This window comes from Agromyces kandeliae (assembly GCF_009674665.1).
Lineage (GTDB): Bacteria > Actinomycetota > Actinomycetes > Actinomycetales > Microbacteriaceae > Agromyces > Agromyces kandeliae.
Genome location: NZ_WKJD01000009.1, coordinates 19,362 through 45,807 on the forward strand (window position 1 = coordinate 19,362; position 26,446 = coordinate 45,807).

The 26,446-nt window shown below is 73.0% G+C and carries 27 protein-coding genes and 1 tRNA gene; 15 read left to right on the forward strand and 13 right to left on the reverse strand.

From position 1 onward, the window contains the following. Nucleotides 1-73 precede the first annotated feature (73 nt). The 5 genes from rplA to GJR97_RS05515 all read right to left on the reverse strand — a co-directional run bounded on the left by rplA (nucleotide 74) and on the right by GJR97_RS05515 (nucleotide 2,863). Nucleotides 74-763, reverse strand: coding sequence for a 50S ribosomal protein L1 (gene rplA / locus GJR97_RS05495; RefSeq protein WP_154345525.1), 690 nt, complete (start codon nucleotides 761-763; stop codon nucleotides 74-76). A 141-nt stretch (nucleotides 764-904) separates the two neighbouring features. Continuing rightward, on the reverse strand, nucleotides 905-1,333 hold the full coding sequence (rplK, locus tag GJR97_RS05500; RefSeq protein WP_154345526.1) for a 50S ribosomal protein L11: 429 nt from the start codon (nucleotides 1,331-1,333) through the stop codon (nucleotides 905-907). A gap of 150 nt (nucleotides 1,334-1,483) precedes the next feature. Then, on the reverse strand, nucleotides 1,484-2,407 hold the full coding sequence (gene nusG / locus GJR97_RS05505) for a transcription termination/antitermination protein NusG (RefSeq protein ID WP_324613192.1): 924 nt from the start codon (nucleotides 2,405-2,407) through the stop codon (nucleotides 1,484-1,486). Between the two features lie 66 nt (nucleotides 2,408-2,473). After that, nucleotides 2,474-2,749: a preprotein translocase subunit SecE gene (gene secE, locus GJR97_RS05510; RefSeq protein ID WP_324613193.1), complete on the reverse strand. Its 276-nt coding sequence runs from the start codon at nucleotides 2,747-2,749 to the stop codon at nucleotides 2,474-2,476. A gap of 41 nt (nucleotides 2,750-2,790) precedes the next feature. Beyond that, nucleotides 2,791-2,863, reverse strand: a tRNA-Trp gene (locus tag GJR97_RS05515). A 473-nt stretch (nucleotides 2,864-3,336) separates the two neighbouring features. On the opposite strand from GJR97_RS05515, the gene GJR97_RS05520 reads away from it, so the two are divergent. Further along, on the forward strand, nucleotides 3,337-4,554 hold the full coding sequence (locus GJR97_RS05520; RefSeq protein ID WP_324613194.1) for a pyridoxal phosphate-dependent aminotransferase: 1,218 nt from the start codon (nucleotides 3,337-3,339) through the stop codon (nucleotides 4,552-4,554). A gap of 14 nt (nucleotides 4,555-4,568) precedes the next feature. Next, on the forward strand, nucleotides 4,569-6,080 hold the full coding sequence (locus tag GJR97_RS05525) for a deoxyguanosinetriphosphate triphosphohydrolase family protein (protein ID WP_154345527.1): 1,512 nt from the start codon (nucleotides 4,569-4,571) through the stop codon (nucleotides 6,078-6,080). A 97-nt stretch (nucleotides 6,081-6,177) separates the two neighbouring features. Here the strand turns inward: GJR97_RS05525 and GJR97_RS05530 are convergent, their stop codons facing one another. The 3 genes from GJR97_RS05530 to GJR97_RS05540 form a co-directional block, all read right to left on the reverse strand. Next, entirely contained in the window at nucleotides 6,178-6,846 is a 669-nt protein-coding gene (locus tag GJR97_RS05530) for a hypothetical protein (RefSeq protein WP_154345528.1), read from the reverse strand. After that, nucleotides 6,843-8,759 (reverse strand): peptidoglycan-binding domain-containing protein, encoded by a 1,917-nt coding sequence (locus GJR97_RS05535; RefSeq protein WP_154345529.1) that lies wholly within the window; start codon nucleotides 8,757-8,759, stop codon nucleotides 6,843-6,845. The genes GJR97_RS05530 and GJR97_RS05535 overlap by 4 nt, the downstream gene beginning before the upstream one ends. Nucleotides 8,760-8,875: 116 nt before the next feature. Next, nucleotides 8,876-9,784, reverse strand: coding sequence for a LysR family transcriptional regulator ArgP (locus GJR97_RS05540; RefSeq protein ID WP_154345530.1), 909 nt, complete (start codon nucleotides 9,782-9,784; stop codon nucleotides 8,876-8,878). A gap of 70 nt (nucleotides 9,785-9,854) precedes the next feature. Here GJR97_RS05540 and GJR97_RS05545 point away from each other — a divergent pair, with 70 nt between their 5' ends. The 10 genes from GJR97_RS05545 to GJR97_RS05595 all read left to right on the forward strand — a co-directional run bounded on the left by GJR97_RS05545 (nucleotide 9,855) and on the right by GJR97_RS05595 (nucleotide 19,371). Further along, a complete protein-coding gene (locus tag GJR97_RS05545) occupies nucleotides 9,855-10,532 on the forward strand; it encodes a LysE/ArgO family amino acid transporter (protein ID WP_324613195.1) in 678 nt (225 codons plus the stop codon). A 326-nt stretch (nucleotides 10,533-10,858) separates the two neighbouring features. Then, nucleotides 10,859-11,863: an isopenicillin N synthase family dioxygenase gene (locus tag GJR97_RS05550; RefSeq protein WP_154345532.1), complete on the forward strand. Its 1,005-nt coding sequence runs from the start codon at nucleotides 10,859-10,861 to the stop codon at nucleotides 11,861-11,863. 37 nt (nucleotides 11,864-11,900) lie between these two features. Continuing rightward, a complete protein-coding gene (locus GJR97_RS05555; RefSeq protein ID WP_324613196.1) occupies nucleotides 11,901-12,218 on the forward strand; it encodes a thioredoxin family protein in 318 nt (105 codons plus the stop codon). Between the two features lie 93 nt (nucleotides 12,219-12,311). After that, complete coding sequence (locus GJR97_RS18695) at nucleotides 12,312-13,151, forward strand: YciI family protein (RefSeq protein ID WP_324613197.1); 840 nt, start codon at nucleotides 12,312-12,314, stop codon at nucleotides 13,149-13,151. 23 nt (nucleotides 13,152-13,174) lie between these two features. After that, entirely contained in the window at nucleotides 13,175-14,488 is a 1,314-nt protein-coding gene (locus tag GJR97_RS05570; RefSeq protein WP_154345533.1) for an RNA polymerase sigma factor, read from the forward strand. A gap of 86 nt (nucleotides 14,489-14,574) precedes the next feature. Further along, entirely contained in the window at nucleotides 14,575-15,474 is a 900-nt protein-coding gene (locus tag GJR97_RS05575; protein ID WP_154345534.1) for an ABC transporter ATP-binding protein, read from the forward strand. After that, complete coding sequence (locus GJR97_RS05580; RefSeq protein ID WP_154345535.1) at nucleotides 15,471-16,331, forward strand: ABC transporter permease; 861 nt, start codon at nucleotides 15,471-15,473, stop codon at nucleotides 16,329-16,331. Before GJR97_RS05575 ends, GJR97_RS05580 begins: the two co-directional genes overlap by 4 nt. Before the next feature lie 39 nt (nucleotides 16,332-16,370). Then, the gene (locus GJR97_RS05585) at nucleotides 16,371-17,570 is read left to right on the forward strand and encodes a sensor histidine kinase (protein WP_154345536.1); all 1,200 of its coding nucleotides are present in this window, start codon (nucleotides 16,371-16,373) and stop codon (nucleotides 17,568-17,570) included. Next, nucleotides 17,567-18,217: a response regulator gene (locus GJR97_RS05590; RefSeq protein ID WP_154345537.1), complete on the forward strand. Its 651-nt coding sequence runs from the start codon at nucleotides 17,567-17,569 to the stop codon at nucleotides 18,215-18,217. The genes GJR97_RS05585 and GJR97_RS05590 overlap by 4 nt, the downstream gene beginning before the upstream one ends. Before the next feature lie 188 nt (nucleotides 18,218-18,405). Beyond that, nucleotides 18,406-19,371: a diacylglycerol/lipid kinase family protein gene (locus tag GJR97_RS05595; RefSeq protein WP_195760614.1), complete on the forward strand. Its 966-nt coding sequence runs from the start codon at nucleotides 18,406-18,408 to the stop codon at nucleotides 19,369-19,371. A gap of 42 nt (nucleotides 19,372-19,413) precedes the next feature. Here GJR97_RS05595 and GJR97_RS05600 read toward each other — a convergent pair whose 3' ends face one another. The 5 genes from GJR97_RS05600 to GJR97_RS05620 form a co-directional block, all read right to left on the reverse strand. Beyond that, nucleotides 19,414-20,670 carry a UDP-N-acetylmuramate dehydrogenase gene (locus GJR97_RS05600; RefSeq protein ID WP_154345539.1) on the reverse strand — a complete coding sequence of 419 codons (1,257 nt, stop codon included), beginning with the start codon at nucleotides 20,668-20,670 and terminating at the stop codon, nucleotides 19,414-19,416. Between the two features lies 1 nt (nucleotide 20,671). Continuing rightward, nucleotides 20,672-21,118 carry a MaoC family dehydratase gene (locus GJR97_RS05605; protein WP_154345540.1) on the reverse strand — a complete coding sequence of 149 codons (447 nt, stop codon included), beginning with the start codon at nucleotides 21,116-21,118 and terminating at the stop codon, nucleotides 20,672-20,674. Further along, nucleotides 21,118-21,564, reverse strand: coding sequence for an FAS1-like dehydratase domain-containing protein (locus tag GJR97_RS05610; RefSeq protein ID WP_324613198.1), 447 nt, complete (start codon nucleotides 21,562-21,564; stop codon nucleotides 21,118-21,120). Before GJR97_RS05610 ends, GJR97_RS05605 begins: the two co-directional genes overlap by 1 nt. Nucleotides 21,565-21,605: 41 nt before the next feature. After that, nucleotides 21,606-22,178 carry a DUF937 domain-containing protein gene (locus GJR97_RS05615; protein WP_324613199.1) on the reverse strand — a complete coding sequence of 191 codons (573 nt, stop codon included), beginning with the start codon at nucleotides 22,176-22,178 and terminating at the stop codon, nucleotides 21,606-21,608. 87 nt (nucleotides 22,179-22,265) lie between these two features. Next, a complete protein-coding gene (locus tag GJR97_RS05620) occupies nucleotides 22,266-22,883 on the reverse strand; it encodes a TetR/AcrR family transcriptional regulator (RefSeq protein ID WP_154345541.1) in 618 nt (205 codons plus the stop codon). A 183-nt stretch (nucleotides 22,884-23,066) separates the two neighbouring features. Here GJR97_RS05620 and GJR97_RS05625 point away from each other — a divergent pair, with 183 nt between their 5' ends. From GJR97_RS05625 to GJR97_RS05635, 3 genes are all read left to right on the forward strand, one after another. Then, complete coding sequence (locus GJR97_RS05625; RefSeq protein ID WP_154345542.1) at nucleotides 23,067-24,323, forward strand: MFS transporter; 1,257 nt, start codon at nucleotides 23,067-23,069, stop codon at nucleotides 24,321-24,323. Beyond that, the gene (locus GJR97_RS05630) at nucleotides 24,320-25,984 is read left to right on the forward strand and encodes an amidohydrolase (protein WP_154345543.1); all 1,665 of its coding nucleotides are present in this window, start codon (nucleotides 24,320-24,322) and stop codon (nucleotides 25,982-25,984) included. The genes GJR97_RS05625 and GJR97_RS05630 overlap by 4 nt, the downstream gene beginning before the upstream one ends. A 102-nt stretch (nucleotides 25,985-26,086) precedes the next feature. After that, nucleotides 26,087-26,446 carry an ArsR/SmtB family transcription factor gene (locus tag GJR97_RS05635; protein WP_154345544.1) on the forward strand — a complete coding sequence of 120 codons (360 nt, stop codon included), beginning with the start codon at nucleotides 26,087-26,089 and terminating at the stop codon, nucleotides 26,444-26,446.

Sequence of the window (26,446 nt, forward strand, 5' to 3'; positions counted from 1 at the left end):
CAAGGAGGCCCGACGGAATGACGAGGGGCCCGCCGGCGAACCGGCGGGCCCCTCGTGACGAGTCGGGGTCGACTCAGATGGCGTTGACGTCCAGCGGGATGCCGGGGCCGAACGTGGTCGACACGGCGCCCTTCTGGATGTAGCGGCCCTTGGCGCTCGACGGCTTGAGGCGGACGATCTCCTCGAGCGCGGTCGTGATGTTCTCATCGAGCTGCTGCTGCGTGAAGGACGACTTGCCGACGACGAAGTGCACGTTGGCGTGCTTGTCGACGCGGAACTCGATCTTGCCGCCCTTGATGTCCTCGACGGCCTTCGCCGGGTTCGGGGTCACGGTGCCGGTCTTCGGGTTCGGCATGAGGCCGCGCGGGCCGAGGACCTTGCCGAGACGGCCGACCTGGCCCATGAGCTCAGGCGTGGCGACGGCCGCGTCGAACGCGGTGTAGCCGCCGGAGACCTTCTCGATGAGCTCGGCGCCGCCGACCTCGTCGGCGCCGGCCGCGATCGCGGCCTCGGCCGCGGGGCCGGTCGCGAACACGATGACGCGAGCGGTCTTGCCGGTGCCGTGCGGGAGGATGACGGTGCCGCGCACCATCTGGTCGGCCTTGCGCGGGTCGACGCCCAGCTTCAGCGCGACCTCGACGGTCGAGTCGAACTTCGCCGAGCCGGTCTCCTTCGCGAGCGCGACGGCGTCGGTCGGGGTGTAGTACTTGCCGGCCTCGATCTTCTCGGCCGCGGCCCGGTAGGCCTTGGACTTCTGTGCCATGTTGGTTCTCCTTGCGAGAGTGTGGTCATCGCGCCTGGCGGGCGCTGCCACGAATGAGAGTTCTGGTGAACGGATGCCGCGCGGCATCCGCTGCGCCGATCGCGAGCGGCCCCGTGGGACGCGTGATCGGCGAGGAAGGCCTTACTCGACCGTGATGCCCATCGAGCGGGCGGTGCCCGCGATGATCTTCGACGCGGCGTCGAGGTCGTTGGCGTTGAGGTCGGCCATCTTCGTCTCGGCGATCTCGCGGACCTGGGCGGGCGTGATCTTGCCGACCTTGGTGGTGTGCGGGACGCCCGAGCCCTTGGCGACGCCGGCGGCCTTCTTGATGAGCTCGGCGGCGGGCGGGGTCTTCAGGATGAAGGTGAACGAGCGGTCCTCGTAGACCGTGATCTCGACGGGGATGACGTTCCCGCGCTGAGCCTCGGTGGCCGCGTTGTAGGCCTTGCAGAACTCCATGATGTTCACGCCGTGCTGACCCAGGGCCGGGCCGATCGGCGGGGCCGGGTTGGCGGCGCCGGCCTTGATCTGAAGCTTGATCAGACCAGTGACCTTCTTCTTCGGTGCCATGATTTCTCTCTTTCTGTTCGAACGCCCCGAGCGGGGCACTCTCCCGCGATGCCGGCGGTTCCGGTCGCGGTGGTCGGTGTGCGGTGTGTCCGTGACGCAGCACAACCCTCCGATGATACCGGAGGGTTGCTGCGGGGGCCCTGAGAGCCCCTAGAGCTTGGTGACCTGGTCGAAGCTGAGCTCGACCGGGGTCTCGCGCTCGAAGAGCGAGACGAGGACCGTGAGCTTGCCGCTCTCGGGCTTGATCTCGCTGATCGTGCCGGGCAGGCCCGCGAACGAGCCGTCCTTGATGGTGATGGTCTCGCCGATCTCGAAGTCGACCTCGGCGGGGATCTGGCGTGCGGCGCCGCCCGTGGCGGCACCCTTCGCACCCTTGGCGGGCGCGACGTCCTTGATGTCGACGAGGCTCTTCAGCATGTTGAAGGCCTCCTCGAAGCGGAGGGGGGTCGGGTTGTGGGCGTTGCCCACGAAGCCGGTGACGCCGGGCGTGTGGCGGATGACCGACCAGCTCTCCTCGTTGAGCTCCATGCGGACGAGCACGTAGCCGGGCACGCGCACACGCGTGACCATCTTGCGCTGGCCGTTCTTGATCTCGACGACATCCTCCATCGGCACCTCGACCTGGTGGATGTAGTCGGCCATCGCCATGGTCTCGCGGCGCTGCTCGACGTTCGCCTTCACGCGGCGCTCGAAACCCGCGTAGGAGTGCACGACGTACCACTTGCCCGGGAGGAAGCGCAGCTCGTTGCGGAACGCCTCGTAGGGGTCGTGGTCCTCGTCCTCCTCGGTGACGGCGTCGAAGGCGGCCTCCGCCTCATCGGCGGAGTCGACGTCGAGGGCGTCCTCGACGACCGCGTCGGCCTCGGGGTCGGTCGCCTCGGCGATCGCGTCGAGGACGGCGTCGAGGTCGACGTCGTTGCCCTCGTCGTCGACCACGTGGACGGCGCGGTGCTCCGCCGGCTCGACGGAATCCTCGTCGCGCTCGAGCGAGTTGCCCTCCTGCGCCTCGTCCTCTTCGGAGGACTGCTCGGCGGCGGTCGCCCAGTCGACGTCCTGTCGCTCGTTCTTCGACACTTCCTCAATCCTTCTTTCTGCCGTGCCGCCGGGTACCGGCGGGCAGGTGTCGGGCCGACGGCCCGATCAGACCCCCGGCGTTCCGAAGACGAATACGACCAGCCATGAGAAGACCTGGTCGAGCCCCCAGACGATCGCCATCATGATGGCCACGAAGACCAGCACCACCGCGGTGAAGCTCGCGAGCTCCTTGCGCGTCGGGGTGACGACCTTCTTCAGCTCGCCGATGACCTGTCGGATGAACAGGGCGATCCGTGCGAAGGGGTTGCGCCGCGCCGCGCTCTCGCGCTTGGCATTGGCGACGACATCCTCGCTGGGTTCGTCGAGTACTTTCCGGGCCACCTCGTACACCTTTCATGGGCCGGCCATCGCCGGCCGGCTCGCAGGGCGGACAGGACTCGAACCTGCAACCTGCGGTTTTGGAGACCGCTGCTCTACCAATTGAGCCACCGCCCTAAGCGATCCGGCTGACCGGATCACCTCGGGTCGAAGCCGCTTCGATCAGCACTCGCGACGGGCAGTTCACCCGCTGCGAAGGCGCGTTCGATCTTGGCTGACTTCAACAACCTCACCAAGTGTATGCGACGCGGGAAGGTGCGCCAAACCGTGGCCGCGCTCCGCCCGCGAGACATGGGACGTACGTCCCGAGAGTTCCTCGCGGGACCGGCGTATCGTTGCTGGTGCAACCGCTCCGGCGGGGCAGACAGGTTTCGGGGAGCGCGCCTGTGGGGGCAGGCGCCGGACGCCGCGGCTCGGGGGAACACCGCCGCGGCGTCCCTTCCGTCCGTCCGTGCCGGCATGACCGCGGTCGCTTCCCCGGATGCCACCGAGGGGACGATCGGCGGCATCCGGACGATCCGTCCGGACGCGTGTCCGTGAGCATCCGCTCCCCCGCTGACGCGCGCGGGCCCGCGCCGTAGGCTGGAGGCGTGACCGATCAGCGCCGTCTCTCCGCCCGCATCTCCGCCATCGCCGAGTCCGCGACCCTCAAGGTCGATGCAAAGGCCAAGGCCCTCCAGGCCGAGGGGCGTCCCGTGATCTCCTACGCGGCGGGCGAACCCGACTTCCCGACGCCCGCGCACATCGTCGAGGCCGCGCTCGAGGCCGTCAGCGACCCGCGCAACCACCGCTACACGCCGGCGGCCGGCCTGCCCGACCTGCGCGCCGCCGTCGCCGAGAAGACCCGGCGCGATTCGGGGCTCGAGGTCGGCGCGAACCAGGTCGTGGTCACCAACGGCGGCAAGCAGGCCGTCTACCAGGCCTTCCAGGTGCTGCTCGACGACGGCGACGAGGTGCTCGTCCCGACGCCCTACTGGACCACCTACCCCGAGGCGATCAAGCTCGCCGGCGGGCGACAGATCGACGTGTTCGCCGGCTCGGAGCAGGGCTACCTCGTCACGGTCGAGCAGCTCGAGGCCGCGCGCACCGAGCGGACCCGCGCCCTGCTGTTCGTCTCTCCGTCGAACCCGACCGGTGCCGTGTACCCGCCCGAGCAGGTGAAGGCCATCGGCGAGTGGGCGCTCGAGCACGGCATCTGGGTCGTGACCGACGAGATCTACCAGAACCTCACCTATGCCGAGGACCCGGAGGCCGCCCCGCCGCGCGCGGTCTCGATCGTCGAGGCCGTGCCGGGCCTGGCCGAGCAGGCGATCCTCGTCAACGGCGTCGCGAAGACCTACGCGATGACCGGCTGGCGCCTCGGCTGGATGGTCGGCCCCGCCGACGTCATGAAGGGCGCCGCCAACCTGCAGTCGCACCTCACGTCGAACGTGTCGAACATCTCGCAGCGCGCCGCGATCGCGGCCCTCACCGGCCCGCAGGAGCCCGTGGAGGAGATGCGCCGGGCGTTCGACCGTCGCCGGCGCACGATCGTCGGCGAGCTGTCGAAGATCGACGGCATGTCCGTGCCGGTGCCCGAGGGCGCCTTCTACGTCTACCCCGACGTCTCGGGGCTGCTCGGCCGCGAGTGGGCCGGCGTGACGCCGACCACGTCGCTCGAGCTCGCCGACCTCATGCTCGAGCGCGCCGAGGTCGCGGCGGTTCCCGGCGAGGCGTTCGGACCGAGCGGCTTCCTCCGATTCAGCTACGCGCTGGGCGACGCGCCGCTCCTCGAGGGCGTGCAGCGCCTCCAGGAGCTGTTCTCCTGACCGGGATCCCGCCGATGGATCGCGCGGCGCGCCACGCGCACGAGCCCCGCAGCAGCGCGGACGTCGTCGGCGAGCACTCGCAGTACCGCCTCGACCTCGAGCGGGTCAGGTTCTCGCCCTACTTCTCGCGCCTCTCGGCCGTGACCCAGGTGATCGGGCAGCCGGGCGCGGGGCCGCTGATCCACAACCGGCTGACGCACTCGATCAAGGTCACCGCCGTGGCGCGTGCGATCGCGGTCAAGATGACGGATGCCGCGTCGCCGACGCGCGACTTCGCGCTCGCGCACGGCTGCGACGCGGTCGTCGTGCAGGCGGCGGCGAGCGCGCACGACCTCGGCCATCCGCCCTTCGGGCACCTCGGCGAGCGCGTGCTCGACCGACTCGCGCGCGACACGCTGGGCCTGCCCGACGGCTTCGAGGGCAACGCGCAGACCTACCGGATCGTCACGACGCTCGACGTGAGCGAGGTCGCCCCGCGCGGGCTCAACCTCACGGCCGCCGTGCGGAGTGCGGTGGCGAAGTACCCGTGGACGCGCCACGTGGACGTGGCCGCGCTCGGCGACGGGCCGCTGCCGCGAGGGTTCCGTCGCACCGATCGCGGCGTCGAGGTGCTGAAGTTCTCGGCGTACGGGATCGACGCGGCCGACCTGTCCGAGGCGCGCGAGGGCCATCCGCCGCTCAGGCAGTCGCTCGAGTGCTCGATCATGGACATCGCCGACGACATCGCGTACTCGATCCACGACGTCGACGACTTCCACCGCGCGGGCCTGCTCGGACAGGGCGCGGTCGCGCGCGAGTTCCGGGGCTGGATCGAGTCGAGCCTGCAGTTGCGCGACCTCGACGACGAGGAGCTCGCGCGCCGCAGTGCGCCGCCCGGCAGCGCGCTCGAGGCGCTGCGTCGGAAGCTCCACGCCTCCGACCCGTGGATCGCGGGCGACGAGGCGTTCCGCGCCGCGGTCGGCGTGGTCGCGGACGACCTCGTCGACGGCCTCCTCGCCAGTCCGTTCGACGGCTCGATCGCGGCCGAGCGCGCGCTGTCGTCGTTCACGAACCGGTGGATCGACCACCTGCAGTCCTCCGTCGTCCCCGCGCCCGCGGGCGTCGCACGGGCCGGGCTCGTGACGCTCGACGAGCGGGCGTGGCACGAGGTGGAGATCCTGAAGTTCGTGCACCGGCACTTCATCCTCGACCGGTCCGACATCGTGATGTACCAGCGCGGCCTCAGCCGCGTGATCACGCGTGCGGTGAAGGGACTCACGGCGTGGCTCCGCGACGAGGACGACCGCGATCGCGTGCCGCTCCGCCTCCGCGAGCTGGTCGAGATCGCGACCGACGGATACGCGCAGCTGCGCACGACGCGACCCGACGGCGTGCCCGTGCCCGAGGCGTCCGAGGTGAGGGCGCTCGGGGTGGGTCGTGGCGTCGTCGACTACGTCGCCTCGCTCTCCGACGACCAGGCGCTCGCGGTCTCCGAGGCGATCGACGGTCGGCCCGACCGGCTGTGGGACATCGGCCAGAACCTCTGATCGAGGGTCGCACGCGCATCAGCGGGCCGGAACGTCCGGTGCCGTCGGTCGGACCGCGCACCGGCGCTGAACTTCCTGCGGTCGACCGGCCACGGCGCTAGGGGACCTCGCTGCCGACTTCGACCGGCACGGGGACACCCCCCGCGACGATCACGAAGCGAACCAACGTCTGCACCACGGCATCCGGCGGGAGCGCATCTGCAGCCGGAGGGAGGTCGAGCGACCATCCCGGCTCCGCATGCACGCGGCTCCCGGCCTCGAGGGGAGCGGACATCTCGCCCGCGAGCGCGCCGTCGGGCGTCCAGGCGTAGCGCGACACGACGGCATCCGTGAGGTCGAGCTCGAGTGGGTGCGTGCCGAGGAGTTCGAGGCGGCCGCCGTCTGCAGCCAGCCCGATCGCCGCGACAGGGAACGCCGTCTGCCGAGCGAGGAGGTCGCGGCCGCGCACGACGAGCTCCGACCAGACCGGATCGTCGTCGGAGTCCAGGCCTCCGACCTCGAGGGCGAATCCATCGCCGAGTTCCAGGGTTTCGCTCGACGCGCCGGGGCGGCGCATGACGTCGGGTTCGGGGATCGCCTGCGCACGGTCGACGAGTGCGCGCAAGTCGTCGACCTCGTCGGCCGCGAGATCGCCCTCGAAGGAACCGACGGCGAGGGGGGCGACCGACCGCCATCCCGCCAGCCGGCCGTCGCGGTCGACCTCCACGGTCTCGTACTCGGCCGGGACGCGTTGCCCGTCGGCACGGATGTAGCGGAGCAGGGTCATCGTTCCTCCCCCCGGAACGTGCCGCCGAGCGTTCGCCCGAGGATTCCGAGGAACTCTGCGATGTGACGGGGCTCGGCTCCGTGGTCGTGGATGTCCGGCGCCCGGCGGGGGTCGCCCATGATCGACCCGCTCGTATAGGTGAAGACCTGGATCGTCTCGTAGCGATCGGCCGTTCCGCGCAGCGACCGGTCCAGGTCGGTGACCAGGTCGGTGGTCAGCGTGTAGGCGGGCAGCGCCGGCAGCGCCGGTACGCCCGGGGACGCGGGCACTGCGGGCAGCGCCGGCGCGATGCCCCCGAGCGGCAGGGCGGCATACGCCGCGACGACGCGCTGTGCGAATGCTCCCATCGTCACCCCCGCCGCCGCCGTCCGGGCGTTGGCGGCGTTGCGCGCCAGCATAGCCGCCTGCAGGTTCGCGGCGATCGTCGCCGGAGCGACGCCTGCCGGCCCGGTCGTCGCACCGACCGGCGGCTCATGTCCGGTGATCCGGACGTAGTCGCCGGGTCGTTGCTGGTATTCGTCCTGCAGGCCGATCAGGTGACCGTACTCATGCGGCACGGTCGACTCCGACGTCGGGTCGTTCCGGAACCAGCGGCCGGCGTTCGATCGACCGGTGCCGGCCCGGACGTCCACGGTCATCGCGGCGGGCCCGCTTCCGCGCACGAGGCGGAACTCGAGGTTCACCCGTCGAGGGGGCGCGTCCCGCACCGCGGCGAAACGGTCCCAGACCCGCGGCACGTGGGAGAACCATGCCGCCCTCGGCGCGAGCCCGGTGAAGTTCACCGCCACGGTGACCACCATGCGGTCGCCGTCGATCTCCCATGAGTAGCGCGACGCGTTGCCGCCTGTGTTCCCGTACGTCGCACCGCCGACCTCCTCCCTCCACTGGCGCTCGATGAACCCGACGGTCGATGCGGGCGCTACCGCGTCGAGCGCCGTCCACGTTGCGGCATCCGCGATTCCCGACGCGGGCAACGGGGGAACCCGACCGGACTGGAAGGCCCGCACCGCGGCGGTCGTCAGGGGTCCGAAGCGACCGTCGACGGCGAGCGCCGGCGACGCACCCGCGGTGTTCAGCTTCTGCTGCAGCTCGCGCACCGCGGCTCCCCGCAGTATGCCTCCCGCCCCGACGACCGGATGGAGGCTGGTCCCGGGCACCTGCACGCCCAGGGGGTTCGCGGTGCCGCTCGCGGTGTGCTGCTCGACGGGGGAAGCGCTCAGCCCCTCGAGCGCGATGAAGCCACCCGGGCTCGCAGTGTCGAGCACCCGCCACACGTCCGCGTCGATCCTGCTGGTCGGCCAGCGGTGCAGGACCAGTGCCTCGATGGCGATGATCGCCGGCTGCATCTCCGGGCCGTAGACGGCGTTGATCACGAGGCGCGGCGAGATGCCGAGGGCGTTCAGCTTCTGCTGGGCGAATCCCACGTCGACGTGGTCGGCTCCGGGGACGAGGACCGCGCGAACGGGCGCGGGCAATGCAGCGAACGCGCCGTCGAGCGCGGTCCAGGTGGTCCCGTCGAGGACGCCGTCGGGCGGGATCCCGCGCGTCCCCTGGAACGTGCGTACCGAGCCCTCGGTGAGGGCGCCGAACTGCCCGTCCTCGACGAGCGGCCCGACGGAGGCCTGCAGCCGGCTCAGCTTGCGCTGCGCCTCCTTCACGAACTGGCCGCGCGACCCCGTGCGCAGTGTCGGCTTCGCCGGTGGTGCGATCGGTTGTCGCTGCACCTGGAGCAGCCTGCTGACCACCGCACCTTGGCGAGCGCCGTTGCCGACCAGTCGTTGCAGTCCGATCATCCCGGCGGACGGCGCCACGCCGGACGCAGGGTGTGGTGCCGGGACGCGCGGGTTCGCGCTGCGTCCCGTCAGGGGCGACGCGGCGCCCCGGTCGTCCCCGACCGCGCGTCCGGAGGACATGACGGCATTCTCGTCACTCCCCGAGACACGCGCGTGCCCGATCGGGCGGAACCGCGGGCAACCGCGCGCAGACGGGACGCTCGGCGACCTCGGCCCGGCCGACCGCCCTCATCCGGTCAGCCGACGACGGATGGCTCCAGCGCGCGTCGCGCCTCGCGTGTCAGGCCGTCGGAGATGGCGTCGAGGAGGGGCGATCCGAGGTTCCACTGCTGCCAGTGCAGCGGCACGTCGACGGGCGGCCCACCGAGCGAGACGAGCCGTCCGTCCGCGAGTTCGTCGTCGGCCTGGAACCCGGGCAGCAGCCCCCATCCGAGTCCGAGCTTGACCGCGGTCGCGAAGTCGTTCGACGCGGGCACGAAGTGCCGCGGCGGGTCGGCGGCACCATCCGCCCCGACGAGCCGCAGGTACTCGCCCTGCAGGTCGTCGCGGCGGTCGAAGTCGACGCGCGGCGCCCCGGCGAGCGACGCGGCATCCGGACCCTCAGGACACCATCGGGCGACCCAGGCCGGCGTCGCCACCGCGATGTACCGCATGACGCCGAGCGGACGGACGAGGCATCCGGCGACCGGCGTCGCCTGCGAGGTCACGGCGCCCATCACGGTGCCGGACTCGAGCAGGGCCGCCGTGAAGTCCTGGTCGTCACGGTGCAGGTCGAACACGACGGGATGCTCCTCGGCGATGCGCGCGAGCGCCGGCAGGAACCACGTCGCGAGCGAGTCGGCGTTGACGGCGAGCGGTACGGTCGTCGGGCGGGGGGATGCCGTGTCGTCGCCGCCGAAGGCGGCGAGCGCGTCGTGCTCGAGCAGCGCGAGCTGGCGTGCGAGGCGCACGACGGCGGCACCCGCCTCGGTGGGGCGCACGGGCTTGGAGCGCACGACGAGCACGCGGCCGAGGCGCTGCTCGAGCTGCTTCACGCGCTGCGAGACCGCCGACGGCGTGACGCGGAGCTCGGCGGCGGCCGCCTCGAACGTGCCGCCGTCGACGACCGCGGCGAGGGTCCGGGCGAGATCGAGCGGGACCTGCATGAAGCAATGCTAACGCGCGTGAAGAATCCTGAGCTGGCTTTCATATCCTGCCGCACCTAGCGTCGATGGCGTGGATCTCTCCGTGCTCGCCGCGGGCCTCGGCCTCGGCTTCTCCCTCATCGTCGCGATCGGGGCCCAGAACGTCTTCGTGCTGCGGCAGGGCATCCGGCGCGAGCACGTGTTCGTCGTCGCCGCGATCTGCACGGTCTCCGACGCCCTGCTCATCGTCGCCGGCGTCGGCGGCATGGGCGCCATGCTGCAGGCCATGCCGTGGCTGGTCGGCGTCGCGCGGTGGGCCGGCGCGATCTTCCTCGTCGGGTACGCCGTGCTCGCCGCCCGACGCGCGCTGCGCGGGACGGATGAGGCGCTCGTGGTCGAGGAGGCGCGACCGGACGCGTCAGCCGCGGGCTCGGGCACGGGCGTCGTCGCGACGGCGGCGACGACGAGGACCGCGACCACCGCACTCCTCCCCGTCGTGCTCACCTGCCTCGCGCTCACCTGGCTGAACCCGCACGTCTACCTCGACACCGTCGTGCTGCTCGGCTCGGTGGGCGCCACGCACGGCGACGACCGCTGGACCTTCGCGCTCGGCGCCGCGATCGCCAGCGCCGCCTGGTTCCTCGGACTGGCCTACGGCGCACGGCTCCTCGGCGGGATCCTCGCGAACCCCCGCGCATGGCGCGTGCTCGACGGGATCATCGCGGTCGTGATGCTCGCGATCGCGGTCTCGCTCGTGCTCCCCGCCTGACCCCCTCCTGGACGGGGGATTGCGGAGCACGGCCCGACCCGTGCTAGCGTGTCCGCAATCGTGAGCACCCACACCTGTCGCTGCTGTCGCCGCTAGGCGATCGTCCTCCCCGACGATCCCAGGGCGCGATTCCACACGCGCCGCCGACCGCAGCCCAGCTCACGCCGCATCCGACGCGTCCGCGTCAGCCCAGCGGCATCCGCCTCGAAGGCCCCCTCGAACACCCGGGGGCAGACCCGAACCGGATGCCACGGGCCGACGTCGAAGGATGCCGGGGCCGCATCGTCGGCGCACCACCATCCCGGCACCCTCGAAAGGACCAGCACATGTCCGGCATCCCCGTCCTCGACCTCTCCCTGCTGAACGGCACCCCCGAGCAGCAGGCGGCCTTCCGCGACGACCTCCGTCGCGCGACCCACGAGGTCGGCTTCTTCTCGCTCGTCGGCCACGGCGTGCCGGCCGAGCTCATCGACCGCGCGTACGAGGTCGCACGCGCGTTCTTCGCCCTGCCCGAGTCGCACAAGCTCGCGATCGAGAACGTGAAGAGCCCGCACTTCCGCGGCTACACGCGCATGGGCGGCGAGCGCACGCTCGGCCGCGTCGACATCCGCGAGCAGATCGACATCGGCGCCGAACGGCCCGCGGTGCCCGTCGGGCCGGACGCCCCGGACTACTGGGTCCTGCAGGGCCCGAACCTCTGGCCCGAGTCGCTGCCCGAACTCCGCGAGGTCGCGGAGGAGTGGATCGCCCGCCTCGACGAGGTCGGCACGCGACTGCTCCGCGCCTGGGCGGAGGCGCTCGGCGCGCCGTCCGACGCCTTCGACGCCGCGTTCGCGACGCCGTCGCCGTACATGAAGGTGGCGCGCTACCCCGGCGTCGAGACCGAGCAGCCGGCGCAGGGCGTCGGCGCGCACAAGGACCTCGGCGTGCTCACGCTGCTCTCGGTCGAGGAGGGCAAGGCCGGCCTGCAGGTCGAGAAGGACGGCGAGTGGATCGACGTCACGCCGCCCGCCGGCTCGTTCGTCGTGAACATCGGCGAGCTGCTCGAGATCGCCACGGGAGGGTACCTCAAGGCGACGCTGCACCGCGTGGTCTCCCCCGAGCCCGGCACCGAGCGCATCTCGATCCCCTACTTCCACGGCCCATCGCTCGACGCGACGATCCCGACCATCGAGCTGCCGCCGGCCCTCGCCGCGGAGGCACCCGGCGTCACCGAGGACCCGGCGAACCCGCTGCACGCGGTGTTCGGCGAGAACTGGCTGAAGAGCCGCCTCCGCGCGCACCCGAACGTGGTCGAGGCGCAGCACCCTCGCCTGCTCGTGGGGGCCTGACCTCCCGCGCGGCGCCCGAGCGCGGGATGATGAGGAGGTGCGCATCGAGGTCCTGCACATCGAGGACTGCCCCAACTGGCGAGGGGCCGGTCGGCTCGTGCAGGACGCGCTCGAGCTCCTGGGGCGTTCCGAGCCGGTCTCCGCGCGCCTCATCGAGTCGCCCGAGCAGGCCGCCGGCACCGCGTTCGCCGGCTCGCCGACGATCAGCGTCGACGGCGACGACCTGTTCCCGACCGAGGTGGCGGTGACCGAGCTCGCCTGCCGCGTCTTCGCCACGCCCGACGGGCCCGCCGGACTGCCGACGCTCCAGCAGGTGGTCGAGCGCCTGCGCGAGCGCGGTGGGTCCCGGGCCTGACCGGACCGGTCGGAATCGGACACTCACGGTGTCGAAACCGGGTTCCGCCGTTCGTCGTACGTGCGTAGCGTGACCGAGAGAAGGGATTCCGTCATGGAGTACGCACTGTTCTACGCCGAGGGCGCCGACGCGCTCCCCTACGCGCCCGCCGACGACAACGTGGGCGAGTGGGTCGACGATGTCGAGGCGCGAGGCGTCTCGGAGTACGGCGAACGACTGCGGCCCGCGCAGGATGCCACGACCGTGCGCGTGCGCGGGGGCGAGGTGCTCGTGGTCGACGGCCCGTTCACCGAGTCGAAGGAGTCGATCGGAGGGTTCGACGTCATCGACGTACGCGACCTCGACGAGGCGATCGAGGTCGCGTCGAGGCATCCGGTGGCCTCGTTCGGGCGGGTCGAGATCCGCCCGTTCGTGCGGTGGCCCGACGCCGACCCGGACTCGCGGATCGTTCCGGCCGGCTTCGCCGAGCGCCCCGTCCGCGGCCGGCGGTACCTCTTGCTCGTGGTCGTGGAGCCCGGCGGCGAGCGCGCCCCGGCCGGCGGCGACCGGGCGGAGGACGACGGCCCCGAGGCGTGGGTGCGCGAGATGGACGGCCGCGGCGTGCGACTCTTCGGCGAGGTGCTGCGCGGGCCGGCGGATGCCACGTTCGTGCGCCGCCGTCACGACGAGGTGCTCGTGACCGACGGCGGGTTCGCCGAGGCGAAGGAGTGGGTCGCGGGCTTCGACCTGATCGAGGTGCAGGGCGGCCTCGCCGAGGCGATCGAGGTGGCCTCGAAGCACCCGATGGCGCGGGGCGGGGCGATCGAGCTGCGCCCGCTCTGGCCGTTCGACGTGCACGAGGACCACGTCGCCCGCACCGAGCGCGAGGCCGCGGACCTCGGGCGCCGCCTCGAGCCCGCGGCCGCAGTCGCCGCTGCCGGGAGCGAGCGCTGAGACCGGACACGGGCGACGTCCCGATGCCGGGCGCGGGTGGGGCCACCCCGCTCGCGCCCGGGATCGCCGCTGCCCTGCGCGGCGCGTACCGGTCCGACTGGGCGCGCGTGGTGGCGACGCTGATCCGGGTGACGGGCGACTGGGACGTCGCCGAGGAGGCCGCGGCGGGCGCGTTCGAACGCGCGGCGCAGACGTGGCCGCGCGACGGCGTGCCTCGCAACCCGGGTGCGTGGCTCACGATCGCGGCCCGCAACCTCGCGCTCGATCGACTGCGTCGGCGCGGCGTCGAGGCGGACAAGGTCGGGGAGTGGATGGCGATGCAGGAGGCTATCGGGGGTGCCGACGGCCCGCCCGACCCGGCGGACGTCGTCGCCGACGAGGAGCCCGCCTGGGACGACCGGCTGCGCCTCGTCTTCACGTGCGCGCACCCGGCGCTCCCCATGGAGTCGCGCGTCGCGTTGACGCTCCGCACGGTGGGCGGCCTCGACACCGGTGAGATCGCGCGCGCGTTCCACGTGCCCGAACCGACGATGGGGCAGCGCATCTCGCGCGCGAAGCGCAAGATCCGGCACGCCGGCATCCCGTACCGCGTTCCCGCCGCCGACCTCCTGCCCGAGCGCGTCGAGGGGGTGCTGGCCGTGCTCTACCTCATCGCGAACGAGGGCTACCTCGCCTCCCACGGCGACGAGCTCCAGCGGCTCGACCTCGCCGCCGAGGCCATCCGCCTCACCCGGCTCCTCGTGGCGCTCATGCCCGACGCCGACGAGGCACGGGCGCTGCTGGCGCTCATGCTGCTCCAGCACGCGCGATCGGCGGCGCGCATCGACGCCGCGGGCGACCTCGTGCCGCTGCCCGAGCAGGACCGCACGACGTGGGACGCCGGCGAGATCGAGGAGGGGCTGGCGCTCCTCTCGACGGCGGCGATCCCGACGCGCGAGCCGGGTCCCCCGCAGGCCGGGCCGTACCGCCTGCAGGCGGAGATCCAGGCCGTGCACGCGCGGGCGCGCTCCGCCGTCGAGACGGACTGGCCCGCGATCGTCGCCCGCTACGACGCGCTCTCGATGTTCGCGGACTCGCCGTTCGTGGCGCTCAATCGCGCGATCGCCCGCGGCATGGCCTTCGGCCCGCAGGCGGGCCTCGACGACCTCGCGCTGCTTGAGGCGTCCGGTCGGCTCGACGGCTACCACCTGTTGCCGGCCGCGCAGGCCGACCTGCTGCGCCGGCAGGGCGAGGCGGATGCCGCGGCCGCCCGCTACCGCGACGCGATCGCGCTCGCCCGCACGGCGCCGGAGCGCCGATTCCTCGAGCGCCGTCTCGCCGAGCTTCCGGGGCCATGACCTCGCGGCCTCCACCGATCGGTGGAGGCGAAGATCGACCGCCCCACGGCTGCCGTTGCACGCCCGCGAGGAGGAGCATCGATGGCATGGACACCACCAGCCCCCGCGAGACGCCCGCCGTGCGCATCCGCGGACTCCGCAAGCAGTACGCCCGCGTCGCCGCCGTCGACGGCATCGACCTCGACATCCCGCACGGCGAGACGTTCGCGCTGCTCGGGCCCAACGGCGCGGGCAAGTCGACCACGATCGAGATCCTCGAGGGCTACCGCCTCCGCACTGCGGGCGAGGTCAGCGTCCTCGGCGTCGACCCCGCCCGCGCCGGCCTCGACTGGAAGTCCCGTCTCGGCATCGTGCTCCAGTCCGGCACCGAGAGCGGCGCGATGACCGTGCGCGAGCAGCTCGCGCACTTCGCCGGACTCTACCCCCGCCCGCGCGACGTCGACGAGGTGGTCGCCGCCGTCGGGCTCGAGGAGAAGGCGCGCGCGCGCATCGCGAAGCTCTCCGGCGGGCAGCGACGACGCCTCGACGTCGCCCTCGGCATCATCGGCCGGCCAGAACTGCTGTTCCTCGACGAGCCGACGACCGGGTTCGACCCCGAGGCCCGACGCGAGTTCTGGGACCTGATCCGGACGCTGAAGCGCGAGGGCACGACCATCCTGCTCACCACCCACTACCTCGACGAGGCCGAGCAGCTCGGGGATCGGGCGGGCATCATCATCGGCGGCAGGCTGATCGACGTCGGCCGCGTGCACGAGCTCGGCGGTGCCGAGGCGCGCGTGCCCATCGTCCGCTGGAACGACCCCGACGGCACGCCGCGCGAGTCGCGCACCGAGCGTCCCGCCGAGCTCGTGGCATCCATCGCGCGCGACTGCGGCGGCGAGCCCGCCGACCTCGAGGTCATCCGACCGAGCCTCGAGGACATCTACCTGGACCTGGTCCGCGCCTCCGGCGCCGAGACCCGTGAGACCGAGGAGGCCCGCGCATGAGCACCACCGACCTGACCACCGTGGCCGGCACCGCCGGCGCCCGTCGCCCCGGGCGCATCGCGCTCGGCGGCTCCCGCATCGGCTACGAGGTGCGGAGCTACTTCCGCTCGCCCGACGCCGTGTTCTTCACCTTCCTCTTCCCGTTCATCATGCTCGGCATCTTCACGGCCGCGTTCAGCTCGGCGGGAGACATCCAGCCGGCCCCCGGCATGGAGGGCGTCTCGGTCGGCGCGTACTACCTGCCCGGCCTCCTGGCCGCCGGCATGCTGCTCTCCGGCGTGCAGAACCTCGCGATCGACATCGCGATCGAGAAGTCGGACGGCACCCTGAAGCGCCTCGGCGGGACGCCGCTCTCGCCGGTGTCGTACTTCATCGGGAAGATCGGGCAGGTCTTCGTGACCGGCGTGCTGCAGGCCGCGCTCCTCCTCGTGACGGCGACGACGCTATTCGGCATCGCGCTGCCGACCGAGCCCGCGAAGTGGGCGACCTTCGCCTGGGTGTTCGTGCTCGGCGTCGGCACGTCGGCCCTGCTCGGCATCGCGCTGTCCTCGGTTCCGCGCTCGGGCAAGTCGGCGGCGGCGGTCGTGATCCCGATCCTGCTCGTGCTCCAGTTCATCTCGGGCGTCTACCTGCAGTTCTACCAACTGCCCGAGTGGATGCAGAACGTCGCGAGCCTCTTCCCGCTCAAGTGGATGGCGCAGGGCATGCGCGCCGTGTTCCTGCCCGAGGACTTCGCGGTGCTCGAGCAGAACGGCGCATGGGACCTCGGCTGGGTCGCGGTCGCGCTGCTCGCCTGGCTCGTGATCGGCCTGGTCCTCAGCCGCCTCACGTTCCGCTGGATCCGGCGCGACGCGTGATCGCTGCACGACGCGAGCACCCTGTGGGAGCCTGAGGCCATGCAGAACGTGCGGTGGTGGGATGCCGCGGCGATCGCGGTCGCGGTCGTGATCGCCGCGATCTCGCTGCTCGACCCGCCCTTCGGCGCCGACGAAGTCGGCGTGTGGGCGGTCGCGGCGGTGTTCCTCCTCGTCCACCTGGCCTGGGGTCGACGGTGCGTGCCGGTCGCGACGACCCGCATGCACCTGGCGGTCTCGCTCACGTACGCGGTGCTCCTCGCGGTCGGCACCGCGATCGAGCCGTCGTTCGCGATCCTGCAGGCGTTCCTCTACCCGTTCGTCTGGTCGACCTCGCCGTCGGCGCGCAGCGCGATCATCGCGAACCTCGCCATCGCCGCCGCGATCGTCTTCGGCTACGCGGCACGGTCCGGGCCCGCGGGCCTCGCCATCGGTTCCGCGATCGCCGCGCTCTCGGTCGGCTTCAGCATCGCGCTCGGCCTCTGGATCACGCGCATCGCGCAGTTCGGCGAGGAGCGCGCGCGCCTGCTCGCCGACTTGCAGGCCGCGCAGGGCCAGCTCGCCGCCATGCACCGCGACGCGGGCGTGGCCGACGAGCGGGCGCGGCTCGCCCGCGAGATCCACGACACGATCGCGCAGAGCCTGACCGGGATGGTGATGGTCGCCCAGCGCACCGGGCGGCGGCTCGTCGGAGTGGACGGCGAGGCCGTGGCATCCGCTCGGAGCGACGTCGAGCTCATGGAGCAGATGGCCCGGGAGGCGCTCACCGAGGCGCGCGGACTCGTCGCGTCGCTCGCGCCGATCGAATCCGACGGCGGCCTCGGCGAGGCGCTGCGGCGACTGGCGGCGACGTTCGAGCGCGAGACGGGCGTGCGGGTGTCCGTGACGACGGATGCCACGGGGCTGGACCGGGAGCTCGAGGTCGTGCTGCTGCGCTGCGCGCAGGAGGCGCTGGCGAATGTGAGGAAGCACGCGCGGGCGGCGGCGGCCGAGATCGTGGTCACCACGGCGGGCATGCCGCCCGAGGTCGTCCTCGCGGTCCGCGACGACGGCGTCGGGCCGGGCGACGCCGTCCCCGGCGACGGCGGGTTCGGGCTCGTCGGCATGCGCGATCGGGTCTCGCTCGTCGGCGGGCGGCTCGAGTTCGGGGCGGGCCGGGACGGCGGGACCGTGCTGCGGGTGGTCGTCCCCTCGCGCCGCGCCGACGAACGACGCGACACGGCGACGGGAGCCGACGCATGAGCGGGTCGATCCGGGTGGTGGTCGCCGACGACCATCCCATCGTCCGAGCGGGCATCGTCGGGCTGCTCGAGTCCGAGCCCGGCATCGACGTGGTCGGCGAGGCCGTCGACGGCGGCGAGGCGGTCGCGCTCGCGATCGAGCTGCGGCCCGACCTGGTGCTCATGGACCTGCGGATGCCCGTGCTCGACGGCGCCGCCGCGACCGAGCGCATCGTCGCGTCGGTCGGCGGGACCGGCACGCGCGTGCTCGTGCTCACGACGTACGAGACCGACGACCACATCCTCGCCGCGATCGAGGCCGGCGCGAGCGGGTACCTGCTGAAGGCCGCGCCCCAGGAGGAGATCCTCGCCGGCATCCGCTCGGTCGCCGCGGGCGAGACCGTGCTCGCGCCGTCGATCGCGGCGAAGCTCGTCGCGCGCGTGCGCAGCGGCGCGACGGCCGCGTCCGACCCGGCGCCATCGCTCTCGCCGCGCGAGCTCGACGTGCTCCGGCTGGTCGCCGACGGACGCTCGAACCCCGAGATCGGTCGGATGCTGCACATCGGCGAGGCGACCGTGAAGACGCACCTCATCCACGTGTTCGAGAAGCTCGAGGTGAACGACCGAACGCGCGCCGTCACCCGGGCGATGGAGCTCGGGCTGCTCTGAGCGGGTCGCGCGGCGCGGTGCGCGGGCTCGCGCCGACCGCGGTCCCGGACCCGTACGCTGAGCCGGTGGGATCCGGTCGAACGACACCGCGCGCAGGGCGCACCGCTCGCGCATGGCGCGTTCCGCGTTCCCCGGTCCCGGCGCCCGGCCGCGATCGCCCGCTCCCCGCATCGCCCGACGGCGACGGCGTGTTCATCGTCCTGAACCGGTCGGCGGGGACCAGCGTCGTCCGCTCCGACCCCGCGACCGTGCTGCGCACCCGGCTCCCGCGGGCCGAACTGCACTTCCTCGACCCCGGCGAGGAGCCGGCCGCGGTGGTCGCCGATGCCCTCGCCCGACCGGCACCGCCCCGCATCGTGGGCGTCTGCGGCGGCGACGGGTCGGTCGGAGCCATCGCGCATGCGGCCCGCGGCGCCGGAGTGCCGCTCCTCGTCGTGCCGGGCGGCACGTTCAACCACTTCGCGCGCACGGCCGGACTGTCATCCGTCGACGACGCGGTCGACGCCCTGCAGGCGGGCGAGGGCGTGCGGGCGGATGTCGCCGAGCTCGCGTTCGGCGACGCCGGGCCGATCACGGTGATGAACTCCGCGTCGGTCGGCGTCTATCCCGACGTCATCGCGCTGCGCGAGCGCGTGCGACCCCGTCTCGGGAAGTGGCTCGCCGGGATCTTCGCCGCCGAACGGGTGCTGCGGCGGTCGGAGCCGGTGCCGGTCGTGGTGGGCGGGCGCCGCGCCGAGGTCTGGGCGCTCTTCGTCGGCGTCGGTCGCAACGATCGCGGCATCCACGCGCCCCTGCAGCGCCGGGAGCTCGACGACGGCCTGCTCGACGTGCGCGTGCTGCACCGTGGATCGCGGACGGGCGCGATCGCCGCGCTGGCGTTCGGCCAGCGGACCGCCGCCGTGCTGCGGGCCCTCCGACTCGTCCCCGAGCGGGTCGAGGCGTTCGCGACCGCCGACCTGACCATCGACGTGCGTCCGCGGAACGGACGGCCGCCCGGGTTCGTGCACGACGGCGAAGTCGCGCTCGAGGCGCCGGCCGCGGCATCCGCCGACCTGTCGGCACCGGGGTACCGAACGCGGATCCGCGTCGTTCCCGGGGCGATCGACGTCTACCGGCCGGCGGCGAGGAGCTCCGCGCCCGATGCCACGCCCTGACGCTCCGCCACGACCGAACGGTGCGGGCGGCGGGCCCGCGGCCTAGAGCTCGACGCCGATGAGGACGGGCTCGGGATGCAGCACGATCCCGAACTCGGCCTGCACCCGACCCTGCACGAACCGGGCGAGCTGGGCGAGCTCCTCGGCGCTCGCTCCGCCCCGGTTCGTCACCGCGAGCGTGTGCTTCGACGAGATCGCCGCGCGCGAGCCCGGCAGGGCGAACCCGCGACGGATGCCGCTGTGCTCGATGAGCCACGCCGCGGAGAGCTTCACGAGCGGCTCGCCCGGGTCGGCATGCGCGTGCGCCTCGGCGGCCTCGACCTCGGCCTGATGCGCGAGGAACGCGTCGAGCGGCGACTGCGCCTCGAGCTCGGCGAGCGGGACCACCTCGTCGGGCTCGTCGGGCTCGACGTACCAGCGGGGAGCGTCGCCGGGCAGCGTGCGTGCGACGCGCTCCGAGACGATGGGGTTCGTGAAGAACGAGCCCGCGCTCACCGAGTCGGGGTCGTCGGGGTCGAGCACCATGCCCTTGCCCGAGCGGAGGGCGAGCACGGCCTCGCGCACGTCGGCGATCGGCACGCGGTCGCCGAGCTGCACGCCGAGTGCGCCCGCGAGCTGCGCATAGGCGACGGGCGTGCCGAGCGCCTGGCCGAGCACCTCGCGCTCGGCGGTGGTGTCGTGCAGGGCGACCTCGATCGAGACGACGACCCCGGCGAGCCCCTGCTTCAGCACCGACGTGCGGTAGCCGAGCTCGAGTTCGTCGGCCGACATGCGGCGCGGACGGTCGGCGCCCTCGTCGAGGAACTCGATGCCGATCAGCACGTCGGAGAGCTCCTGGCCGTAGGCGCCGATGTTCTGCACGGGCGCCGCTCCGACCGAGCCGGGGATGCCGCTCAGTGCCTCGAGGCCCGAGAAGCCCCGCTCGACCGTGAACGCCACGAGCTCGTCCCAGACCTCCCCGGCCTGCACGCGCAGGTGCACGCTGCCGGGCTGGGCGCCGGGGAGCACCTCGATTCCCCTCGTGGCGATCCGGATCACGGTGCCCGCGAACCCGTCATCGCCGACGAGCAGGTTGGACCCGCCGCCGACGACCATCCACCGCCCGCCCGACGCGTCGGCCTCGCGCACGAGGTCGACGAGTTCGCGCTGGCGGGTCGCCGTGACGAGCCGATCGATCGGGCCGCCGACGCGGAGCGTCGTGAGGTCGGAGAACGGGACGTCGTGCTGGGCGGCGATTCCGGCTGCTGCGCCGTCCACGGCGCGCCCCGCGCCGCCGTCGCTGGTGCCTGGCTCGCTCATGTCAGGCGAGCACCACGCGCACCTGCGCCTTGCCCAGCACGGTCGCGCCCTCGAAGGTCACGGTGAGGTCGACGCGCACGGAGCGCGCCTCGGCGTCGAGCTGGCCGACCTTGGCGATGACCGAGACATCCGCCCCGGCCTCGGGGTCGACCGCGACGGGCCGGGTGAAGCGCACCTGGTAGTCGGCCACGCGCGCGGGGTCTCCCGCCCAGTCGACGACCGGCTGCACGGCGAGGCCCATCGTGAGCATGCCGTGCGCGAGCACGCCGGGGAGGCCGACCGATGCCGCGACGTCGTCGCGGTAGTGGATCGGGTTGAAGTCGCCCGAAGCGCCCGCATAGCGGACGAGCGAGTCGCGCGTCAGGTGGAACTCGCGCTCGGCGACGACGTCGCCGACGGCGAGCGCGTCGAAGTCGGGGGCGGCGGGGGCCGCGACGGTGTCGGTCATCAGTCGTCTCCTCGCACGACGAGGGTGGAGATCGCGGTGACGACGTGCGCGCCGTCGGCGTCGGCGATCACGGACTCGGCGGTGACCATCGAGTGCGCACCGAGCGTCTTGACGCTCGAGACGGTGAGCGTCGCGGTGAGCTCGTCACCCGCGACGATCGGGCGCGTCGACGTGAACCGCTGGTCGCCGTGGACCACGCGCGTGAAGTCGATGCCCGCGTCGGGCTCGGCGAGCAGCTGCGCGAGCGTGTGCTCCTGCACGACGACCGCGAAGGTGGGCGGCGCGACGATGTCGGCGTGGCCGGCCGCGCGCGCGGCGTCGACGTCGTGGTTGATCGGGTTGGTCGCGAACACGGCGCGCGCGAATTCGCGCACCTTCTCGCGGCCGACGAGGTACGGCGCGGTCGGCGCGAATTCGCGCCCCTGCAGCTCGGGGTTCACTGGCACCGTGCCAGTCTACGCAGGGCGCTCGGCGCCGCCCCGCGGGCTCAGCGCTTGCCGCCGCCGAGCAGGCCGCCGAGCAGGTCGCCCAGCCCGCCGAGCGCGCCGCCCGAGCCGCCCGAGGCGCCGCCGCCCCCGGCACCGCCCAGCAACCCGCCGAGCAGGTCGCCGATGCCGCCGCCACCGCCGGTCGGGGCGGCCGTCGTCCCGCCCTGCTGGCGCTTCGAGAACTGCCCGGCCAGGAAGCTCAGCACGATCGGCGCGAGGATCGGCAGGAGCTTCTGGATGAGTCCGGGGTCGGCCTTCCCCTCCGTCGCCCCGAGCTTCCGCACGACCTGGTCGGTGTTCGCGCCGAAGACGTTGTGCACGATCCGCTCGCCGTCGCCCTCGTCGACCTCGTCGAGGTCCACCCCGCCGTCGAACAGCTGCGGCGGATGGTGCTGCACGGCGCGTTCGAGCGAGGCCGCGCCCGCGGCATCCTGCGCGTTGGCCCCCATGCCGCCGAGCAGTGCGGGCAGCGCCTGGTCGACCGCCGCGCGCGCGGTGGCCTCGTCGACGCCGAGCCGCGAGGCGAGGTCGGCGATCGGGATGTTCGCGATGATGTCGTCGTACGAGGCCACGGCCCGTCCTTCCCCCGTGTGCACCCTCCCCGGGGCGCCCACGCTCACGCTAGCCGCCGCGGGAGGCGCGGGGAACCCCGGCGCGTGTCAGTCGGCCTCGCGCAACCGCGAGAGCCGCAGCCGCAGCGAGTCGAGGAGGAGTTCGAGCCCTTCCTCGAACGCCCGGTCGGAACGGGCCGCGCCGCGCTCAGCGCCGGCGAGCAGTCGCCCGAGCGTCTCGGTCGGCCCCTGCGGCTGCCAGATGTCGTCGGGCGACGCGAGGTCGAGGCCGAACCCGAGCGCGAAGGAGTCGAGGATCGCGACGACGGTGAGGACCTCGCCGTCGGGGAAGCCGGCGGCGAGGAGCGCGGTGGCGAGGGTGTCGTAGCTCGCGATGACGAGCGGGTCGGTGATGGTCTTGCCGACGATGAGCGGGATGGCGTTGGGGTGCTCGGCGTACATGCGCCGCTGCGCGCGCAGGGTCGCTGCGACGACGTCGTCCCACGACCCCTCGGGCAGGGCGGGCAGGTACTGCGCCGCGATGCGGCCGCGGATGAGCTCGATGATCTCGTCGCGTCCGCGGACGTGGTTGTAGAGCGAGGACGGCGTGACGCCGAGTGCGCGGGCGAGCGCGTTGACGCCGAACGGCCGGCCGGAGTCGACGAGCTCGAGGGCCGCGTCGGCGATGCGATCGGCGGAGAGGATCGGCACCTTCGGCCTCGGCATGCGCACCTCCTCGTCGCGCCCAGCCTAGGGCGGCGCGCGGGCCGATTCCGAATCACCCCTTCCCTTCAGGCGGGTCGGCGTGAATAATAAACGAACACCATTCGTTAGAGCGGATGCCGCACCGGGCGAACCGCGAACCTCCCTCCTGCACGATGACGTGCACTCCCCGACAGGAGACCTCCCGTGACCGACCACGTTCCCACCGCTCGAGTCCCACTCCGCCTTCCCGGCGCCGTCGCGACCTTCGGCATCGGCATCGCCGGCTACCTCGGCGTGAACCTCTCGCCGTACATGATCGCCGCCCTCCAGACGGCGCTCGGCGCCGACGTCCTCACCGCCAGCTGGATCGTCACCGCGACGCTCCTCGCCACCGCGATCACCGGCCTCACCGTCGCCCGGCTCTGCGCCGGCCCGCGGCGCCTCGCCGTCGCGCGCATCGGGCTCGCGGTCGCCGCCGCCGGCTTCGGCATCGCCGCGTTCGTGCCGGCTCCCGCCGCCGTCGTCGCCGGACTCATCGCCGGCGGCATCGGCGCCGGCGGCGCGGTCGCCTCGTCGGGCGCAGCCCTCGCCGCGTTCATCAACCCCGAACGCGTGGCCGGCGTCAACGGGCTCGCGAACCGCGCCGTGATCACCGTGATCCTCGCCATCGTGCCGATGATCGGCCTCGCACCGGCGAGCGTGTTCGGCGTGCTCGCCGTGTTCTCGGTCGCGATGCTCGCCACCACGGCCTGGCTGCCCGCGGCGCCGATCATCGGTCCGGCCGCGACCGGCGCGCCCGCGGCATCCGCCATCGGGGCATCGATCGGCTCACGACGCCTGGCGATCGCCGGACTCGCGCTGCTCGCCTGCTTCGCCCTCTGGGCCGTGAGCGAGGACTCGCTCTGGGCCATGGCCGGAGTCATGGGCGCCGAGCAGGCCGCACTCACGCCCGAGGGCCTCGGCCTCGCGCTGAGCGGCGCCACCGCCGGCGGCATCCTCGGAGCCATCCTCATCACGGTCGTCGGCGACCGGTTCGGGCGAGCGCTGCCGCTCGCGATCCTCCTCGCCACCGGCGGCGTGCTCAAGATGATCGAGTCGACCGTCACCGACCCGACGGCGTTCATCGTCGTGTTCATCGCCTGGAACACCGTCTACGCCGTGGCGTTCCTCTACTTCGTGTCGACGGCCGCCGCGCTCGACGCCGACGGACGCTGGTCGGGACCGCTGCTCGCGGTCTACCTCGTCGGCTCGGCGCTCACCCCGGTCATCGGCGCCGCGCTCGTCGAGGCGCTCGGGTTCGCCGGCTTCGGCGTCGTGCTCGGCGTGGCGAGCTTCGCACTGATCACCCCGGTCGCCCTCGTGGCCCGGTTCTCGCGTGCGGCCCAGGCCGCCGAGGCGACGGATGCCGCGGCCCCGCGCCCGGCGGCGGCCGACGCGGACGCACAGGAGGTCCGCGCATGAGCCGCACCGTGTACGTGAACGCGCGGGTCTTCACCGCCGACGAGCCCGTGTGGGCCGAGGCGATCGCCGTCGACGGCGCGACCGTCCTGGCGGTCGGCTCGGAGGACGAGGTGCGCGCCGGCGCGAGCGCCGCGAGCCCTCCCGGCTCCGACGGGGCGGACGTCGACGTCGTCGACCTCGACGGGAGGCTCGTGCTGCCCGGAGTCATCGACGCGCACACGCACCTCGTCATGATGGGCGAGGCGCTCGGCCGGGTCGGCCTGACCGACGCCCGCACGCTCGACGAGATCCGATCGCGCCTCGTCGCGGCCCGGGCCGCAGACCCGGACGCGCCCCGCGTGCTCGGCCGCGGCTGGCTGTTCGACTCCGTGCCGGGCGGCGCGCCCACGGCGGCGATGCTCGACGCGGCGCTGCCCGACGTGCCCGTCTACCTCGACGCGAACGACTACCACTCGTGCTGGGTGAACTCGGCGGCGCTCGCGGAACTCGGCATCTCGCGCGACACCCCCGACCCGATCGGCGGGCGCATCGGACGCGACGCCGCAGGCGAGCCGAACGGGATGCTCTACGAGACCGCCGCCCAGCAGTACGCGTGGGAGCACCTCGCCGATCAGGCGACCGACGCCGACCGTGACGCCGCCGTCGAGCGCACCATCGCCGCCTACCTCGCGACGGGCGTGACGGGCGTCGTCGACATGGCCTTCGACGAGCTCGGGCTCGCGGCGTTCCGTCGCGCCGCCGACCGTCGCGGCGGCACGCTGCCCATCCGGGTCGTCGCGCACTGGTTCGTCGCGAACACCGGCGATGCCGACGCGAACCTCGCCCAGGTCGCGCGGGCGGTCGACCTCGCGCACGAGGTCGACACGCCGTGGCTCCGCATCGCGGGGATCAAGGTCGTGCTCGACGGCGTGATCGACGCGTGCACGGCTGCGATGCGGCATCCGTACGTCGACGGCTCGAACGCCGAGCCGATCTGGCCGCTCGACGCGCTCGAGCCCGTCGTCGCGGCCGCGGACGCCGCGGGGCTCCAGGTCGCGCTGCACGCCATCGGCGACGCCGCGAGCGGCATCGCCCTCGACGCGCTGGAGCACGCGCACGCCGTCAACGGCGAGCGCGACCGGCGGCACCGGATCGAGCACCTCGAGTACGTCGACCGGGCGGATGTCGCGCGACTCGCGCGGCTCGGCGTCGTCGCGTCGATGCAGCCCGTGCACGCCGACCCCGCGATCTGGGCGAACTGGGCCGCGATGCTCGGCGACGAGCGGGCCGACCGGGGCTTCCCCTGGACCGAGATCACCGACGCGGGCGCCGTGCTGGCGTTCTCGACGGATGCGCCGACGGCGCCGCACGAGGCGCTGCCCAACCTGTACGTGGCCGCGACCAGGCGCTCGGCGCTCGACGACTCGTTCCCCGCCACCCATCCGGAGTACGCCGTCCCGCTCGCCGATGCCGTGCGCCACGCGACGCGCGATGCGGCGTTCTCGTGCCGCGAGGAGGACGCGCGAGGGCGGATCGCACCGGGACTCGCCGCCGACTTCGCCGTCATCGACCGCGACCCGTTCGAGCTCGGGGACGACGCGCTGCTCGAGGCGCGGGTCATCCGCACGGTCGTCGCGGGCAGCACGGTGTACGAGGTCGAGACTGCCGGCACTCGTGCATGAGCATCCGCCGGATGGGCGCCGCAGGGCGCCCATCCGGCGGAGTCCCATGCCCGCTCATTGATTCGGCTTGACTTATATAAGTCACAAGCGAACAATAGACGCATGCACGCGCTCGACATCCTCGGGGACCCGGTCCGACGCCGGATCCTCGAGCTGCTCGCCGACGGCGAGCTCGCCGCAGGCGAGGTCGGGCGCATCGTGCAGGCCGAGTTCGGCATCAGCCAGCCCGGGGTCTCCCAGCACCTGCGCGTGCTGCGGGAATCCGGGTTCGCGAGCGTGCGCGCCGAGGGCACGAGGCGCCTGTACAACCTCGATCCCGAACCGCTCGCCGAGGCGGCGCAGTGGTTCACGCCGTTCGAGCGGTTCTGGAAACCCCGGTTCGACGCGCTCGGCACCGAGCTCGCGCGCGGACGGAGGCAGCGCCGCCTCGCGGCGACCCGGCAACCCGACCAGGAGCAGTGA

Bases quoted from the DNA above. Each gene is read 5' to 3' on its own strand.
- rplA (WP_154345525.1), bottom strand. From the start codon at position 763: ATGGCACAGAAGTCCAAGGCCTACCGGGCCGCGGCCGAGAAGATCGAG.
- rplK (WP_154345526.1), bottom strand. From the start codon at position 1,333: ATGGCACCGAAGAAGAAGGTCACTGGTCTGATCAAGCTTCAGATCAAG.
- GJR97_RS05525 (WP_154345527.1), top strand. From the start codon at position 4,569: ATGGATCGCGCGGCGCGCCACGCGCACGAGCCCCGCAGCAGCGCGGAC.
- GJR97_RS05530 (WP_154345528.1), bottom strand. From the start codon at position 6,846: ATGACCCTGCTCCGCTACATCCGTGCCGACGGGCAACGCGTCCCGGCC.
- GJR97_RS05535 (WP_154345529.1), bottom strand. From the start codon at position 8,759: ATGTCCTCCGGACGCGCGGTCGGGGACGACCGGGGCGCCGCGTCGCCC.
- GJR97_RS05540 (WP_154345530.1), bottom strand. From the start codon at position 9,784: ATGCAGGTCCCGCTCGATCTCGCCCGGACCCTCGCCGCGGTCGTCGAC.
- GJR97_RS05550 (WP_154345532.1), top strand. From the start codon at position 10,859: ATGTCCGGCATCCCCGTCCTCGACCTCTCCCTGCTGAACGGCACCCCC.
- GJR97_RS18695 (WP_324613197.1), top strand. From the start codon at position 12,312: ATGGAGTACGCACTGTTCTACGCCGAGGGCGCCGACGCGCTCCCCTAC.
- GJR97_RS05570 (WP_154345533.1), top strand. From the start codon at position 13,175: ATGCCGGGCGCGGGTGGGGCCACCCCGCTCGCGCCCGGGATCGCCGCT.
- GJR97_RS05575 (WP_154345534.1), top strand. From the start codon at position 14,575: ATGGACACCACCAGCCCCCGCGAGACGCCCGCCGTGCGCATCCGCGGA.
- GJR97_RS05580 (WP_154345535.1), top strand. From the start codon at position 15,471: ATGAGCACCACCGACCTGACCACCGTGGCCGGCACCGCCGGCGCCCGT.
- GJR97_RS05585 (WP_154345536.1), top strand. From the start codon at position 16,371: ATGCAGAACGTGCGGTGGTGGGATGCCGCGGCGATCGCGGTCGCGGTC.
- GJR97_RS05590 (WP_154345537.1), top strand. From the start codon at position 17,567: ATGAGCGGGTCGATCCGGGTGGTGGTCGCCGACGACCATCCCATCGTC.
- GJR97_RS05600 (WP_154345539.1), bottom strand. From the start codon at position 20,670: ATGAGCGAGCCAGGCACCAGCGACGGCGGCGCGGGGCGCGCCGTGGAC.
- GJR97_RS05605 (WP_154345540.1), bottom strand. From the start codon at position 21,118: ATGACCGACACCGTCGCGGCCCCCGCCGCCCCCGACTTCGACGCGCTC.
- GJR97_RS05620 (WP_154345541.1), bottom strand. From the start codon at position 22,883: ATGCCGAGGCCGAAGGTGCCGATCCTCTCCGCCGATCGCATCGCCGAC.
- GJR97_RS05630 (WP_154345543.1), top strand. From the start codon at position 24,320: ATGAGCCGCACCGTGTACGTGAACGCGCGGGTCTTCACCGCCGACGAG.
- GJR97_RS05635 (WP_154345544.1), top strand. From the start codon at position 26,087: ATGCACGCGCTCGACATCCTCGGGGACCCGGTCCGACGCCGGATCCTC.